15 protein-coding genes are annotated in these 14602 nt (G+C 75.2%); 5 read left to right on the forward strand and 10 right to left on the reverse strand.

Annotated features, from left to right (window positions below; all coding sequences use genetic code 11):
* Genes ACI792_RS09410 through ACI792_RS09455 form a run of 10 tightly spaced genes read right to left on the reverse strand, consistent with a single transcriptional unit; the run spans position 1 to position 9591 of the window.
* Positions 1 to 354, reverse strand: a complete 354-nt coding sequence (locus ACI792_RS09410; RefSeq protein ID WP_456602365.1) for a hypothetical protein — start codon at positions 352 to 354, stop codon at positions 1 to 3.
* Positions 351 to 911, reverse strand: a complete 561-nt coding sequence (locus tag ACI792_RS09415) for a hypothetical protein (RefSeq protein WP_456602366.1) — start codon at positions 909 to 911, stop codon at positions 351 to 353. Before ACI792_RS09415 ends, ACI792_RS09410 begins: the two co-directional genes overlap by 4 nt.
* A complete protein-coding gene (locus ACI792_RS09420; protein ID WP_456602367.1) occupies positions 908 to 1795 on the reverse strand; it encodes a DUF3891 family protein in 888 nt (295 codons plus the stop codon). Before ACI792_RS09420 ends, ACI792_RS09415 begins: the two co-directional genes overlap by 4 nt.
* On the reverse strand, positions 1792 to 3159 hold the full coding sequence (locus ACI792_RS09425; protein WP_456602368.1) for an MmgE/PrpD family protein: 1368 nt from the start codon (positions 3157 to 3159) through the stop codon (positions 1792 to 1794). The genes ACI792_RS09420 and ACI792_RS09425 overlap by 4 nt, the downstream gene beginning before the upstream one ends.
* Positions 3156 to 4523, reverse strand: a complete 1368-nt coding sequence (locus tag ACI792_RS09430; protein WP_456602369.1) for an MmgE/PrpD family protein — start codon at positions 4521 to 4523, stop codon at positions 3156 to 3158. Before ACI792_RS09430 ends, ACI792_RS09425 begins: the two co-directional genes overlap by 4 nt.
* Positions 4520 to 5926: an MmgE/PrpD family protein gene (locus ACI792_RS09435; RefSeq protein WP_456602370.1), complete on the reverse strand. Its 1407-nt coding sequence runs from the start codon at positions 5924 to 5926 to the stop codon at positions 4520 to 4522. Before ACI792_RS09435 ends, ACI792_RS09430 begins: the two co-directional genes overlap by 4 nt.
* On the reverse strand, positions 5923 to 6756 hold the full coding sequence (locus ACI792_RS09440; protein ID WP_456581037.1) for a cyclase family protein: 834 nt from the start codon (positions 6754 to 6756) through the stop codon (positions 5923 to 5925). Before ACI792_RS09440 ends, ACI792_RS09435 begins: the two co-directional genes overlap by 4 nt.
* On the reverse strand, positions 6753 to 7616 hold the full coding sequence (locus tag ACI792_RS09445) for an HpcH/HpaI aldolase/citrate lyase family protein (protein WP_456602371.1): 864 nt from the start codon (positions 7614 to 7616) through the stop codon (positions 6753 to 6755). The genes ACI792_RS09440 and ACI792_RS09445 overlap by 4 nt, the downstream gene beginning before the upstream one ends.
* Complete coding sequence (locus ACI792_RS09450; RefSeq protein WP_456602372.1) at positions 7613 to 8797, reverse strand: CaiB/BaiF CoA transferase family protein; 1185 nt, start codon at positions 8795 to 8797, stop codon at positions 7613 to 7615. Before ACI792_RS09450 ends, ACI792_RS09445 begins: the two co-directional genes overlap by 4 nt.
* Entirely contained in the window at positions 8794 to 9591 is a 798-nt protein-coding gene (locus ACI792_RS09455; RefSeq protein WP_456602373.1) for an IclR family transcriptional regulator, read from the reverse strand. Before ACI792_RS09455 ends, ACI792_RS09450 begins: the two co-directional genes overlap by 4 nt.
* Before the next feature lie 284 nt (positions 9592 to 9875).
* On the opposite strand from ACI792_RS09455, the gene ACI792_RS09460 reads away from it, so the two are divergent.
* The 5 genes from ACI792_RS09460 to ACI792_RS09480 are packed head-to-tail and all read left to right on the forward strand — an operon-like array spanning position 9876 to position 14595.
* Entirely contained in the window at positions 9876 to 11090 is a 1215-nt protein-coding gene (locus ACI792_RS09460; RefSeq protein ID WP_456581041.1) for an ABC transporter substrate-binding protein, read from the forward strand.
* Positions 11087 to 12142, forward strand: coding sequence for a branched-chain amino acid ABC transporter permease (locus ACI792_RS09465; RefSeq protein ID WP_456602374.1), 1056 nt, complete (start codon positions 11087 to 11089; stop codon positions 12140 to 12142). The genes ACI792_RS09460 and ACI792_RS09465 overlap by 4 nt, the downstream gene beginning before the upstream one ends.
* Positions 12139 to 13176 carry a branched-chain amino acid ABC transporter permease gene (locus ACI792_RS09470; RefSeq protein WP_456602375.1) on the forward strand — a complete coding sequence of 346 codons (1038 nt, stop codon included), beginning with the start codon at positions 12139 to 12141 and terminating at the stop codon, positions 13174 to 13176. The genes ACI792_RS09465 and ACI792_RS09470 overlap by 4 nt, the downstream gene beginning before the upstream one ends.
* A complete protein-coding gene (locus ACI792_RS09475; protein WP_456602376.1) occupies positions 13173 to 13907 on the forward strand; it encodes an ABC transporter ATP-binding protein in 735 nt (244 codons plus the stop codon). Before ACI792_RS09470 ends, ACI792_RS09475 begins: the two co-directional genes overlap by 4 nt.
* Positions 13894 to 14595: an ABC transporter ATP-binding protein gene (locus ACI792_RS09480; protein ID WP_456602377.1), complete on the forward strand. Its 702-nt coding sequence runs from the start codon at positions 13894 to 13896 to the stop codon at positions 14593 to 14595. Before ACI792_RS09475 ends, ACI792_RS09480 begins: the two co-directional genes overlap by 14 nt.
* Positions 14596 to 14602 lie beyond the last annotated feature (7 nt).

Here is a 14602-nt window from a genome sequence, read left to right on the forward strand (position 1 = left end):
TCAGCGGGTGACCTCCGTGCTCTCCGTGACGAGGTAGAACTTGAAGTCCGTCCGCCCCGCCGGGCCGCGCTCGGCCGGGATCGGGTGCTCCTGGAACCACGCCAGGTAGTCGGCGTAGGCCTGCTCGTCGGCGAAGTGCATCTCGGCGATGCGGTAGAAGGAGAGCCCCTCCGGCACGTCGGCGGTGCCGCCCGAGGCCTGGCGCACCGGGCGCAGTACCTTGTTGAACACGATGCGGTCCAGGTGCGGGTTGGCCAGCAGGTCGGGGGCGTGGACGTCGAACAGCCAGGCCTCGTACTCCTCGGCGCTGACGCCGGGCTGGATGTCGTAGCCGAGGATGGTCGTGATGCTCATGTCTCTCCCTGGGTGGGGCGGACGGCGTCCGCGGGGTCGGGGTGGGTCCAGTCGAAGGCCTGGGCGCCCTCGCCGAAGCCCTCGAGGCGGATGCGGTGCGGCGTCACGTGCACGCCCACGAGGTCCTCGACGACCTGCTCGGGGGTGCGCAGCGGGGCCTTCGTGAAGCCGCGCGCCCGCTGCTGACCGACGTGGTGCAGGTAGAGCGCGATCGTCGCCGCGTCGTCCAGGAAGGCCGCCGTCCCCCGGACGAAGACGGCGCGTGGCGGCAGCCGGCCGATGTCGAACACGTGCGGGCGCTCGTTGGTCGCACCGGGCGCGGGGTGGCCGACCCAGGTGACCAGCAGCCGGGGGTCCCGCCGCAGCTGGACCAGCCGGGCGTGCGTGCGCCGCTGCACGAGGTCGACCGACCAGTCGGGGTTCAGGAAGGCCGTCATGGTGCGGCCGACGGGGAAGCCGTCCCGGTCGATCGTCGTCAGCTGGGCGAAGCCGGCCTCCGCCGCCACGAAGGCGAGCGCGGCGCGGCGCGCGGCGGCGAGCTGCCCGTCCTCGGTCACGGCCGTGCCCCGTCCGCGGGGACCAGCCGCCAGGTGACCGTGGAGCGGCGGGTCCGCCGCAGCCGGGCGACCAGCTCCTCGTGGCTCCAGCCGCGGTCGGGGACGAGCACGCGCTCGAGCCCGACCTCCAGCGGTGCCCGGAACGGGAAGGGGGCCAGCGCGACCGTCCCCGGCGCGGGGACCGTGGCGGTGACGGCGACCCGCTCGCCCCCGGGACGCAGGGGCACCGGCGGGAGGACGACGGGCTCGGGGCCGTGCTCCAGCCGCCGCAGCTGCGGGCCCCACGGCTGCGGCGGGGCGCCCTCGGTGCCCGCCTCGTCGGGCGGGGTGACCGCCAGGTACAGCGAGAGGAGGTCCCAGAACTGGAGCAGCTCGTAGTTGTGCCAGAGCTGGGTCTCGAAGACGCTGCGCGGCTCGTCCCCGGTCCAGGCGCGCCGCTTGGCGTCGATCCAGCGCCGCTCCTCGGCGTCCACGACCTCGCCCTGCAGCCGTCGGTCCTCCGCCGAGCGGCCGACGCGCGCCGCCGCGCCGGGCGCGGCCCAGCGCCCGCGGTACAGCCCCGTCCAGTGCATGCCGACCAGCACGCCGGAGTAGACGTCGGCCAGCGACACCTCCTCCACGCCCTGGCGGTACAGCCGCACGTGCTCCCCGGCGTCGATCTCGGTGAAGTGCAGGGGGCGGCGCTCCAGCTCGGAGAAGAGCACGCGGGCGTCCCAGGCGCGCCAGCCCTCGTCGTGGCGCGCCGCGGCGGTGCGGACGGAGTGCAGCGGGGTGGGCACCTCGAACGCCGCGTTGCCCCAGGCGCCGGCGAGCTCGCCGGCGACCCGCCCGTGCTCCACCTGCTCGACCAGCTCCAGCGCGCCGGCGCGGCGGGTGACGATCACCGCGCACCCCCGTCGCCGGCGGCCCGCCGCAGGGCCGCCCCGAGGTCCCGCGGCGTCCCACCGGACGCGAGGGCGTGCACGGCGCCGACCAGCTCGGGCGCCGCGGTGCCGAAGCGGACGGCGAGCAGCCGCCCGGCCTTGGCGGCCAGCTCGGACCGCGTGAAGGCGCGGTCGGCGTCGCCCCGCGGGCGGCCGGCCCCCGCGTGGTGGGCGGTGCCGTCGCCGAGCTCCACGCGCACCCGCGCCGGCCGGCCCGCCGGGTAGCCGTCGTCCAGGGCCGGGTCGTGCACGACGCGGACCCGGCCGGCGAGCTCGCGCACCTCGGGGGCGGCCACGGTCGCCGCGGTCAGGGTGGTCTCGTCCAGCCGGCCGGTGAGCAGGGCGACGGCCACCGACGTCGGCACGCTGAACCGGGCGGCGAGCTCGCCGTCGGCGACGCCGTCGAAGGCGGCCGCCCCGGCGGAGACGCGCACCTCCACCGACCGCACGTCCGCGCCCCGTACGCCCCGGGCGACCAGGTCGGCCACCGCGTCGTTGACCCCGTGCAGGTGGGCACAGGTGGGGTGGGCCTTCACGTACCCGCCGAGGACCTCGTGCTCGTCCCACGGGTCGCCGACCCCTGCGGCGAGCGCGGCCGGGTCCCAGGCGCGGGCGGCGACCGCGCCGAGGTGGTGGTCCAGCGCGCCCTCGGCGGCCGCGAGCCCGGCGACGGCGGCGCCGCCCAGGGAGAGCCCGAGCTGCACCGACGCCCCCAGGAAGGCGTGGGAGCCGGTGGTGCCGGAGAAGACGGTGCGCGCGTCCGTGAGCAGCACCGCGGCGGCCGAGAGCTCGAGGGCCCGGCGGGCGGCCGCGGCGTCGCCCGGGGCCAGCAGCCGGGCGACGGCGGCGGCGACGGCGACCTGCCCCCAGGTGCCGATGTCGTGGACGCCGTCGGGGGTGCCGCCCATCGCCCGGCCCACGCGCACACCGGCCTCGTAGCCGGCCAGGACGGCGGAGAGCGTCTCCTCCCCGGAGCAGCTCCGCTCCTCGGCCAGCGCGAGCACGGCGGGGACGACGTGCGAGGCGGGGTGGCCGCGGGCCTCCCGGTGCCCGTCCTGCAGCTGATCGGCGGCGACGGCGCAGCCGTTGAGGAAGGCCGCCGTCGCCGAGGGCCACCCGCGGGCCGAGCCGACGACGGTCGCCGCCCCCTCCGGCGCACCGGAGCAGGCGGTGACGAGCCGCTCGAGCTCCGCCCGGCGGGAGCCCAGCGCCGTGACGGCGACGCAGTCGGCGACGAGGTCGACCACGCGGTGGCGGACGGCCGTGGGGGAGCTCGCCCACGACGTCCTCGCCACGGCGGCCCCGAGCACGCCGGCCGCGGTCACCGCCGGCCCCCGACGGCGGTGGCGAGGCCGCGCACCGAGGTGGCGTCCGGCAGCCCGGCGCACCAGGCGAGGGCGGCGTCGGCGGCGTCGTCGCTCAGCGCGCGCGTCAGCAGCGCCCGGTGCTTGGCCGCGATCCCGGCGGCCGGGTAGGGGCGGGTCGGGCCGCCCGGGGGGTCGTCCTCCGTGGCGGTCAGGGTCCGGCCGTCCCGCAGCGTCAGCGAGACGCGCGCACCGCGGACGGCGGGCGCCGCGGCCGTCATGGCCGGGTCCTCGACGACGGTGACGCGGGCCATCAGTGCCCGCAGCGCCGGGTCGGCGGCGGCCTCGTCGGTGTAGGCGTCGATCCCGTTGTCCCGGCGCACGAGGCGCGCGGCGACGGAGTAGGGGATGGAGTGCTTGCCCGCGAAGCCGCTGGGGGCGTCACGGCCGTCCAGGCGGGTCGCCGGGGCGTAGGTCGCGACGAGGACGTCGGCCACCTCGTCGGCGCGGACCCCGTGCGCCGCGATCAGCTGCTCGGTGGCCTCGATCGGCGCGTGGTTCCACCGGCTGCAGGCGTGCAGCTTGAGGTAGCCGGTGGTCAGGTACCGCAGCGTGCCGAGCTCCTGGACCAGGTGCCCGGCGTCGAAGGACGAGCCGAGGATCTCGCCGAAGACGATCTCCGGCGCGCGGGGGTCACCGGTGGTGCCGGTCGCGGCCAGCTCGACGGCGAGCACCCCGTTGGACGCGCAGACCCCGGTGAGCGCGTTGCGGACCGTCGCCCCGCGGTTGGCGGCGTGCTGCGTGGACGCCGGGGAGAGCGCGGTGGCGATGAGCACGGCCTGGACGGCGGTCGCCACGTCGCAGCCGCGCAGCCGGGCCACGCCGACGGCCGCGCCGCAGGCCATCGCGGTCCCGAACGGGTGCACGGCCCGGCGCAGCCGCAGCCCGCGGGCGAAGCGGACGGCGACCTCGTACGCGGCGGCCGCCGCGGCCAGCAGCTCCGGGCCCGACGCGTCGACCTCCTCCGCCGCGGCGAGCACCGCCGGCAGGGTGTGCGCGCTCGGGTGGTTCGCCGCGTGCGCGTGCCCTTCGTCGAGCTCGAGCCGGACGGCGGCCAGCCCGTTGACCAGCGCCGCCGCGGCCGGGCTGGTGCCCGCACCGGAGGCGAGCACGGTGGCCGGGCCGCAACCGCCGAGGCGCGGGGCCGCCAGGGCCGCCTGCCGGACCTCCGCCTCGACCGAGGCGCCGACGACCGCCGCGAGCGTGTCGGTCACGACGGTGACCAGGTGCCCGGTGTCCTCCGCCCGCAGCACCTCCGGGCCGAGCGCCCACTCCACGAGGCGCTCGACGCGGCTCGCGGACGGCGCCGGCCCGGGGGAGGTCATCCCCGGACCCCCGCCATGAGCGCCCGGACGTCGGCCGCGTGCGGGAGGCCCAGGGCGGCGTCGGCGACGCTGCGGGCGGTGTCGTCGTCGAGCACCCGGCGGGCGTTGAGCCGGAACTTCTCCGCCAGCTCGTCCGACGAGAGCGGGTTGGCGGGCCCGCCCCGGTTGGCGTCGACCCGGACCTCGTGCCGGGCGCCGTCGCGGCACTCCACGCGCAGCACCGCGGGGAACTGGTGCGGGAAGATCTCGTCGCACCGGGCGTCGGGCACGCAGCGCACGAGCGCCGCCAGCCGCAGCCGGTCGGGGTCCGCGGCGGCCTCGTCGGTGAAGTCCTCGTGGAACAGGCCCAGCCCGCCGCCGCCGGTCAGCGCGGCGGCGACGGTGTACGGGCCGCTGAAGGCGGCGTGGTAGCCGGAGCGGGGCCGCGCCTTCTCCTCGGCGGGCTCGCCGATCGTGCGCAGGACGGCCGTGGGGGCGCCCAGCTCGATCGCCGTGACCTCCTCGGGTCGCACGCCGCGGGCCCGGAGCTCCAGGGCGGCGTCCACGCCGGCGTGGGTGAAGTGGTTGCACGGGTAGGGCTTGAAGAAGATGCCCGGCAGCTCCCAGTGCTCGCCCAGCCGGTCGACGACGGCGTCGACGTCGGCCCGCTCCCCGCAGAACGCGTGCAGGAAGCCGAACCGGCCCTCGATGACCGTCGGCGGGCCGGTGAGCCCGTGGCGGGCCAGGTCGGCGGCGACCACCCCGGCGTGCGCGGCCCAGCCGCAGTGCACCCGCTTCACCGTGCCGCCCGTGCGGTTGGCCTCGATCAGGCCCGAGCCCATCGAGGCGGCGATCCCCGCGGCGTGCGCGATCCCCTCTGCGTCCAGCCCGCCCACCGTGGCCGCCGCGACGGCGGAGCCGATGGCCCCGCAGATCGAGGTCGCGTGCTGGCCGCGCTCGAAGAACTCGGAGTTGCCGAGCTCGGCGTCGTAGCCGCCCATGCCCAGCCGGACGGCGACCTCGATGCCGACACCGGCGGCGTCGAGCAGCGCCGGACCGCTCGCGCCGGTCGCCTCGGCCACCGCGAGCGCGGCGGCCACCACCGAGGCCGACGGGTGCAGCACCGAGGGCAGGTGCGTGTCGTCGAAGTCGAGGGAGTGCGCCAGCGTGCCGTTCACCAGCGCGGCGGCGGCGGCCGGGACCCGCAGCCCGGTGCCGATCGCGGTCGCGTCCTCGGGGCCGCCCCAGCCCCGGACGACGGCGGTGACGGCCGACGCCGAGACCTCTCCGGTCGCCGCCAGGCTGTTGCCCAGCAGGTCCAGCACCCGCCGGGCCACGTCGTCGCGCATGCCCTCGGGGAGGCCGTTCGCGCGGGTGTCGGCCGCCAGCCCGGCCAGCCGCTGGACGATCGTCGGACCGGTCACGCCTGCACCGCCGCCAGGGGGCGCACCGGCGAGCCCGTGCCGCCGACGATGCGCAGCGGGGCCATGACGAAGACGAACTCGGTGAGGCCCTGCTCCGCGGCGGCCTCCAGGTCGAGGTGCTCGATGATGTAGATGCCGTTCTCGACCAGCAGGATGCGGTGGACCGGCAGGATGCTGTGCCCGGCGCCGGGCCGGATCTGCTCGAACGCGGTGGTGTCCGCTCCCGTCGCCCGCACCCCCGCCGCCGCCAGCCACTCGCCGGCCTCGGGGGTCGCCCCGGGCACGCCATCGGCCTGGCCCAGGTAGACGGCGGGCTCCCCGAAGTGGCGGGCCCAGCCGGTGCGGATCAGCGCGACGTCGCCCTCGCCCGGGCGGGCCCCGGCGCGCTCGGACGCCCGCTCCAGGTCGTCGGCGGTGACCCCGTAACCGGCCGGGAGCACGTCGACACCGTGCACCGCCGCGACGTCGAGCAGCACGCCGCGGGTGAGCATGGCCGGGGTGTGCTCGGCGCCGTGCTCGGTGAAGCGGCCGCCGGTCTGCGCCTCGGCCGCGTCCACGCCACCGTGCAGCAGGCCGTCGTGGCTGACGTGGGAGAGCGCGTCCACGTGGGTGCCGACGTGGCCACCGGTCACGATGATCTCGTTGGAGGCCGAGCCGCCGTCGGGTCGCACCATGTCGCCGTGCCGGCGGATGAGGGTCATCCGGAAGCCCGGGTGGTTCGGCGAGCACGGCATCCCGGTGAAGAAGGGCTGGCCCAGCTCGACGAGGCGGACGCCGCCACGGACGGCGCCGAGCAGCGCATCCGTGGCCGCCGGGGCGGTGGTGGTCATCTGGTCTCTCCTGACGAGGGGGCGGGGGAGGGCGGGGCGGACGGGATGCGTTCCAGCACGGTTCGTGCACGGGCCACGACGGCGGGGTCGACGAACCGGCCGTCGGCGTCGAGGACGGCCGACTCGCCGCGGGCGGCGGCCTCCGCGGCGGTGGCGACGACGCGCTCGGCGGCCGTCACCTCCTCCGGCGACGGGGTGTAGACCTCGTGCACCGGCCCGAGCTGGCGGGGGTGCACCACCGACCGGCCGAAGAACCCGGTGGCGCGGCCGGTGCGGCTGCTGGCCCGCAGGCCCTCGAGGTCGGCGACATCGGTCCAGACGCTCTGCACCGGCGAGGGGAGGCCGGCGGCCCGTGCCGCGACGACGACCACGCCGCGGGCCCAGCGCAGCCCCTCGTCGCGGTCGACGAGCAGGTCGGCGGCGAGATCGGCCTCGCCGAGGCCGATGCCGGCCACGAGCTCGTGCGCCCCGGCCAGCTCGTGCGCCCGCCAGAGCCCGCGCGCGGTCTCCAGCAGCAGCTGCATGGGCAGGCCGAGCCGGTCGCCGACGGCGCGGACGGCGTCGGGGTCGTCGGCCCGCGGCACCCGGATCCCGTCGGCCCGGCACCCGCTCAGCTCCGCGAGGTCACGCTCCCCGGCCTCGGTGCCGGGCGGGTTGATCCGCACCCAGAGCGCCGGGCCGCCGGTGCGCGGTCGGGCGAGCAGGGCGGCGGTGAGTTCCCGGGCGCGGTCCTTCTGCGCCGCGGGGACCGCGTCCTCGAGGTCCACCACGACGGCGTCGGCGCCGGCGGTCAGCGCCTTGGCCACGCGGTCGTCCCGGTGGCCGGGGACGTAGAGCCAGGACCGGGGGGACGTGCTCACAGCGCTCCCTTGCTCCGCAGCGCCGCCACCTCGTCCGCGTCGATGCCCAGCTCGGCGAGCACCTCCTCGGTGTGCTGGCCGATGCTGGGTCCGGCGCTGACGATCGCGCCGGGGGTCTCGGAGAGCCGGAAGATCACGTTCTGCATGAGCACCGACCCGAGCTCGGGGTCGGGGACCCGCACCAGGCTGCCGAGCGCCTGGAACTGCGGGTCGGCCAGCACGTCCCGGACGTCGTAGATCGGCGCGACCGCGGCCTGCGCCTCCTCGAAGGCGCGCACCACCTCGTCGCGGTCCCGGGCGGCGATCCAGGAGCCGACGGCGTCGTCGAGCTCGTCGGCGTGCTCGGCCCGCTCGGCGCCGGAGGCGAACCAGGGCTCGTCGATGAACTCGGGGCGGCCCACCAGGTGCATGACGCGCTCGGCGATGCTCTGCGCGCTGGTCGAGATCGCCACCCAGCGCCCGTCGCGGGTGCGGTAGGTGTTGCGCGGCGCGTTGTTCGCCGAGCGGTTGCCCGTGCGCGGCTGCACCTGGCCGACGGCGTCGTAGACCGTCGGCTGGGGGCCGAGCAGGGTGAGGATCGGCTCGATGATCGCGAGGTCGACGACCTGGCCGCGACCGGTGGTGTCACGGGCCCGCAGCGCGGTGAGGGTGGCGAACGCGGCGGCCAGCGCGGAGATGCCGTCGGCGAGGCCGAACGGTGGGAGGGTCGGGGGGCCGTCGGGCTCGCCGGTGATGGCGGCGAACCCGCTCATCGCCTCGGCGAGCGTGCCGAACCCCGGCCGCCCGGAGTAGGGGCCGAACTGGCCGAACCCCGTGACCCGGACCAGCACCAGCCCCGGGTTGTCGCGGCTGAGCTCGTCGTAGCCCAGGCCCCAGCGCTCGAGCGTGCCCGGGCGGAAGTTCTCGATGACGACGTCGGCCGTGGCGACGAGCTTGCGGAAGACCTCCTGCCCCTCGGGCGAGCCCAGGTACAGGGTGATGCCGCGCTTGTTGCGGCCCACGACCTTGCCCCAGAGGCCGACGCCGTCCTTGCTGGCCCCGTGGTAGCGGACCGGGTCACCCTTGGGGTGCTCGATCTTGATCACCTCGGCGCCGAAGTCGCCGAGCATGGTCGCCGCCAGGGGGCCGGCGAAGAGGGTCGAGACGTCGAGGACCCGGAGCCCGGCGAGTGCGGAGGTCATGCGAGGACCTGTCCTTTCGTGGCGGGGAGCCCACCGCGCCAGCCCATGTCGCGGGAGACGCGGTCGGCGGCGGAGATCAGGAAGGGGACGAACCGGTCCCGCGCGGCGGCGTCGACGCGGGCGGCCGGGCCGCAGACGGAGATGGCCCCCTGCACCGAGCCGTCGAGGCCGAAGATCGGGGCGGCGACCGAGCCGGCGCCCTCCTGCCGCTCCCCGTCCGAGCACGCGTAGCCCTTGCGCCGGACGTCCTCGATCCGCCGGCGCAGGTTCCCCGCGTCCGCGATGGTGCGATCGGTGAGCAGGTCGAGGGGCCCGCCGAGCACCGCGTCGATCTCGTCGTCGGGCAGGAAGGCGAGGATGCAGGTGCTGGAGCTGCCGGCGTGCAGGGGGAACCGCCGGCCGATCTCCACGGTCATCTTGATCTCCTGCCGGCTCTCCACCTGGTCCAGGTAGACGCGGCCGCCGGGCACGCGGGCCGAGACGGTGGTCGTCTCCCCGGTCACCTGCTGCAGGTCGCGGAGCACCGGGAGGGCCACCCCGCGCAGGTCCAGGCCGCGCAGCGCACGGGCGCCGAGCGCCGCCGCGGCGGGCCCCAGCCGGTACTCCCGGGTGCCCGCGTCGGCGGTCAGCAGACCGCGCTGGACGAGCGTCTGCAGTATCCGGTGCACGACGGCCTTGGAGAGGTCCAGCTCGCGGGCGATCGCCGAGACGCCCAGCGACCGTGGGCCGTCGAGGAAGGCGAGGAGCACGTCGGCGACCCGGCCGGCCCCCTCGGTGCCTCCGTTGTCCGCCACGGCCGCCCCTTCCCGCTCGGGCGGCCACTCGCCGCCATGCTCTCGTCTCGTTCCGCCACTGTTCCTGTCAGCGGAACGATAGAACGACTCGCTGTCGTGCCGCAATCGCCCTGGTCCGACCGAAACTTAACCGCAACATAGGAATTGTGTCGAGATCTTGCGCACACGACGCGCCTGCTGCCAGAGTGGCGAGTCACCAAGGCGTTTCGTGCAGAGGAACGTCGTCGAGGTCGGGAGACGAGATGCGGAAGCCCTGGATCGCAGCGGTCGCAGTCGCTATGCCGTTGACGCTCGCAGCCTGCGGCGGCTCCGCGCCGCCCGGCACGGAGGGCACCGGTGACACCGGCGGGGGTGGCGGCTCCGGCGACACCATCACGATCGGCTCGCTCCACCCGCTCAGCGGGGCCTTCGCCGCCGACGGCCAGCAGATGGACAACGGCGCGCAGCTCGCCGTCGACGCCATCAACGAGGCCGGCGGCATCGAGTGCCTGGACGGCGCCCAGCTCGAGCTGGCCAGCGCCGACAGCCAGGGCGCGCCCGAGGTCGGCCAGAGCGAGGCCCAGCGGCTGATCCAGGAGGGCGCCGTCGCGCTCGTCGGCACCTACAACAGCGCGGTGAGCCAGAACGTGGCGGCGGTGGCCGAGCGCAACCAGGTGCCCTTCGTCATCGACGTCTCCAGCGCCGACGAGATCCTCCAGCAGGGCTACCAGTACACCTTCCGCCTGCAGCCCAGCGCCGCGGTGCTCGCCCAGCGGGGCGCGGAGTACCTCGCCGAGGTCTCCGAGCAGGCCGGCGCCCCGGCCCAGCAGGTGGCGATCCTGCACGAGCAGGGCCCCTTCGGTACCGCGATCGCCGAGGGGTTCACCGCCGAGGCGGAGAGCCAGGGCATGACGATCGGCCCGGTCATCAGCTACGACCCGGCCAGCGTCTCGGACTTCACCACCCAGATCACCGCCGTCCGGGAGGCCGGGGCCGACGTCATGATGGTCGCCGGCTACTACCGGGACGGCGTCCTGGTGGCCAGGGCCGTGGACACCGTGCAGCCGGGCCTCGACGCGGTCTGGGGCGTGGCCAACGGCGCGTTCGACACCCCGCAGTTCCCCGGCGAGGTCGGCGAGGCCGGCGAGGGCTACTTCGACGCGAACTACCGGCTGGACATGACCAACCCGGAGACGCAGGAGCTGGCCCAGCTCTACAGCGACACCTTCGACGACGACATCCGCACCGCCGCGGTGCTCACCTACGACGCGGTCCGGGTCGTCGCCGACGCGCTGGGCCGGGCGTGCTCCACCGACCCGACGGAGCTGCGCGACGCGATCGCCGAGACCGAGCTGGACTCGCTGATCGCCCAGGACGGGCCCATCGCCTTCGACGAGACCGGCGAGAACACCAACGCCGCGCCGATCCTCATGCAGGTCGTCGACGGCACCGTCCAGCAGGTCTTCCCGTCCGAGTACGCCGAGACCGAGCCCGTCTACCCGGCGTCGCCGAACCCGTGACCGACCCGACGAAGGAGCACGGTGCCCCGCCCCTGGACCGGGGCACCGTCTCCACCGAGGAGCCACCCCAGACCACGCAGCTGACCACGCCGGCGCCGGGGGGCCGGCGGCGGGCGGCCGCGGTCCGCGTGGCGGCGGTCGTGGCCGTCGCGGTGGTGGCACTGGGGCTGGCGTACTGGCGGACCGGCAACGAGGTCGTCGTCACCCAGGCGGTGCTCACCGGCCTGATGATCGGCGGCGTCTACGGCCTGGTCGCCATGGGCCTGACCCTCATCTTCGGTGTGCTGGACATCGTCAACTTCGCGCACGGCGCGTTCCTGGCGGTCGCCCTCTACATCACCGTGGAGATGGTGGGCAGGTTCGGGGTGCACCCGTACGTCGCCCTGCTGGTGAGCGTCCCGCTCATGTTCCTGCTCGGGGCGGCGGTGCAGCGGTTCATCCTCTCGGGCGCGATGGGCAAGCCGCTGGAGAACCAGCTGCTGATCACCCTGGGCCTCGCGCTGCTCATCGACAACGGGCTGCTGCTCTTCTACGGCCCCAACCCGCAGTCGGCGCGCCTGCCCAACGACACCGGGGTCGACGTCTTCGGCGCGGTGGTGACCGTGGGCCGCCTGCTGGCCTTCGCCGTCGCGCTGGTCCTGGCGGGGCTGCTCTACCTGCTGCTGCAGCGCACCCGGCTGGGCACGGCGATCCGGGCGGTGGCGGCGAACGACACCGGCGCGCAGATGGTCGGCATCGACACCCGGCGGATCTACATGGCCACCTTCGCCATCGGCACCGCCTGCGCGGGCGCGGCCGGCGTCCTGGTCGCCCCGCTGGTGACCATCGAGCCGACCACCGGCGAGCTGTTCAACATCGTCGCGTTCGTCGTCGTGGTGCTGGGCGGCATGGGGAACGTCGTCGGCGCGCTCGTCGGGGGGCTGCTGATCGGGCTGACCGAGCAGTTGGGCGCCCTCTACCTGCCGGGCCAGAGCCCGCTGCTGTCGGTGTTCATCGTCTTCGTCCTGGTGCTGTTCCTCCGTCCCCAGGGCCTGTTCGGGAGGGCGGCATGAGCACGGCGGTGCAGAACCCCGCGGAGCCGCGGACGCTGCCCCAGCCCCCGTGGGGCAAGCACCTGGTGGCGGTGGCCGTCCTCGCCGCGGTGCTGGCGGTCCTCCCGCTGGTCCTGCCGCCGGCGCAGCAGGCCGTCGCGGTGCGGGTGCTGATCTTCGCCATCCTGGCGATCGGCTGGAACATCATGAGCGGCTTCGGCGGGATGTTCAGCTTCGGTCACGCCGCCTACTTCGGCATCGGCGCCTACGTGAGCGTGTGGCTGCTGGTCGAGCGGGGCGTCTCCCCGTGGATCGGGATGCTCGCCGGCATGGTGGCCGCCGCCCTCTTCGCGGCGCTGATCGGCTTCCTGGCGCTGCGCTACCGGCTCAAGGGCGCGTACTTCGCGCTCTCCACCTTCGCCTTCGCGGAGATGCTGCGGCTGCTGGCGATCAACAGCGACCTGGTCAACCGCGCCGTCGGGTACAACGTCCCGCTGCGGCCGGAGTCCTCCTGGGCCTTCATCCAGTTCGAGCCGGGCGCGGCGGAGTACTTCTGGATCGCCCTGGCGCTGACGGTCGCCGCGCTGGTGACCACCATCGTGTTCCTGCGATCGCGGATCGGCCGGTTCACGGTGGCGGTGCGGGACGACGAGGACGCCGCGGCGGCCCTCGGCATCCCGGTGATGCGCACGAAGCTGATCACGATCATGCTCTCGGCCGCGATCACCTCGGTCGCCGGCACCTTCTACGTCCAGTACTACTTCTTCGTCGACCCCGACGTCGCCTTCGGGTCCAGCGTCTCGATCCAGGCGATCCTTCCCGCGGTCATCGGCGGCGTCGCGACGATCTGGGGGCCGGTCATCGGCGCGGCCATCCTCGGCCCGCTCAACGACCTCACGGCCACCCTGCTGCGCGACCCGCCGCCCGGTCTGGAGTTCCTGCAGGGCCGCGCGGGGCTGGACGTCATGGTCTACGCGGTGCTGCTCATCCTCATCGTCCTGCTCCTCCCGCAAGGGGTGTACGGGGCCATCCGCGAGAGGTGGGAACGGCGGTGACGCTGCTGCAGGTCGACAACGTCAGCAAGACCTTCCGCGGCCTCCGGGCCGTCGACGACGTCTCCTTCGCGGTGGAGGAGGGCAGCATCCTCGGGATCATCGGGCCCAACGGCGCCGGGAAGACCACGCTGTTCAACTGCATCGCCGGGGCGATCGCACCCGACACCGGCACCGTCCGGCTCGGCGGCGCCGACGTCACCGGGGCGAAGCCGCACAAGGTGTCGCGGGCCGGCATGGCGCGGACCTTCCAGCTCATGAAGCCCTTCGGCAGCATGAGCGTGCTGGAGAACGTCGCGGTGGCGGCGATGGCCCACGGCACCTCGCGGCGCGCGGCCGGCGACACGGCGGCCGACGTCGTCGAGCGGGTCGGGCTGTCGCGGTGGCGCGACGCCCGCAGCGACGGGCTGCCCACTGCCGGGCTCAAGCGCCTGGAGCTCGCCCGCGCGCTGGCGTCCCGGCCGCGGGTCCTGCTGCTGGACGAGGTGCTCGCCGGGCTGCTCCCGGCCGAGCGCCTGCCGGTGATGGAGCTGCTCGAGACCCTGCGGTCCGACGACGGGATCACCCTCGTCTTCGTCGAGCACATCATGGCCGCGGTGATGCGGCTGTCGGACTCGGTGCTCGTCCTCGAGCAGGGCCGGGTGCTCACCGCAGGCTCCCCCGCGGAGGTCACCCAGGACCCCCGGGTGATCGAGGCCTACCTCGGAGAGGAGCCGGCCGGTGCTGGTTCTTGACGGTCTCTGCGCCGGCTACCACGGGCTGCAGATCCTGCACGAGCTCGACCTCAGGGTGGAGGCCGGCGAGATCGTGGCGGTGGTCGGCGCCAACGGTGCGGGCAAGACGACGACGCTGCGGGCGATCTCCGGTCTGCTGCCCACCACCTCGGGGTCGATCAGCTTCGACGGCCAGCGGGCCGACGGCGTCCGCACCGCCGAGCTGGTCCGCCGCGGGCTCGTGCAGGTGCCCGAGGAGCGCGCGCTGTTCGGGCCGCTGACCGTGGAGGAGAACCTCCGCATGGGCGGCTGGACCCAGAAGGCGCCCGAGGTGCAGGCCTCCCTCACCGAGGTGTTCGAGCTGTTCCCCATCCTCCAGGAGCGGCGGCGGCAGGCCGCGGAGACGCTCAGCGGCGGTCAGCAGCAGATGCTGGCGATCGGCCGCGCCCTCATGGCCCGGCCCAAACTCCTGATGCTCGACGAGCCGTCGACCGGGCTCGCGCCCAAGCTGACCTGGGCGGTGCTCGAGGCGGTGCGGACCATCCGCGACCGCGGCGTCGCCGTCCTGCTGGTCGAGCAGAACGCCGCACAGGCGCTGCGGATGGCCGACCGGGCCTACGTCCTGGAGAGCGGCAGCTGCGTGCTCTCCGGCCCCGGGCCTGAGCTCGCCGAGGACGACCGGGTGCGCAGCGCGTACCTCGGCCTGTGACGGCAGG

It is taken from the genome of Blastococcus sp. SYSU DS0669 (assembly GCF_054050895.1).

Coding starts and splice junctions, on each gene's coding strand:
- ACI792_RS09410 (WP_456602365.1), bottom strand. CDS start 354: ATGAGCATCACGACCATCCTCGGCTACGACATCCAGCCCGGCGTCAGC.
- ACI792_RS09430 (WP_456602369.1), bottom strand. CDS start 4,523: ATGACCTCCCCCGGGCCGGCGCCGTCCGCGAGCCGCGTCGAGCGCCTC.
- ACI792_RS09440 (WP_456581037.1), bottom strand. CDS start 6,756: ATGACCACCACCGCCCCGGCGGCCACGGATGCGCTGCTCGGCGCCGTC.
- ACI792_RS09450 (WP_456602372.1), bottom strand. CDS start 8,797: ATGACCTCCGCACTCGCCGGGCTCCGGGTCCTCGACGTCTCGACCCTC.
- ACI792_RS09470 (WP_456602375.1), top strand. CDS start 12,139: ATGAGCACGGCGGTGCAGAACCCCGCGGAGCCGCGGACGCTGCCCCAG.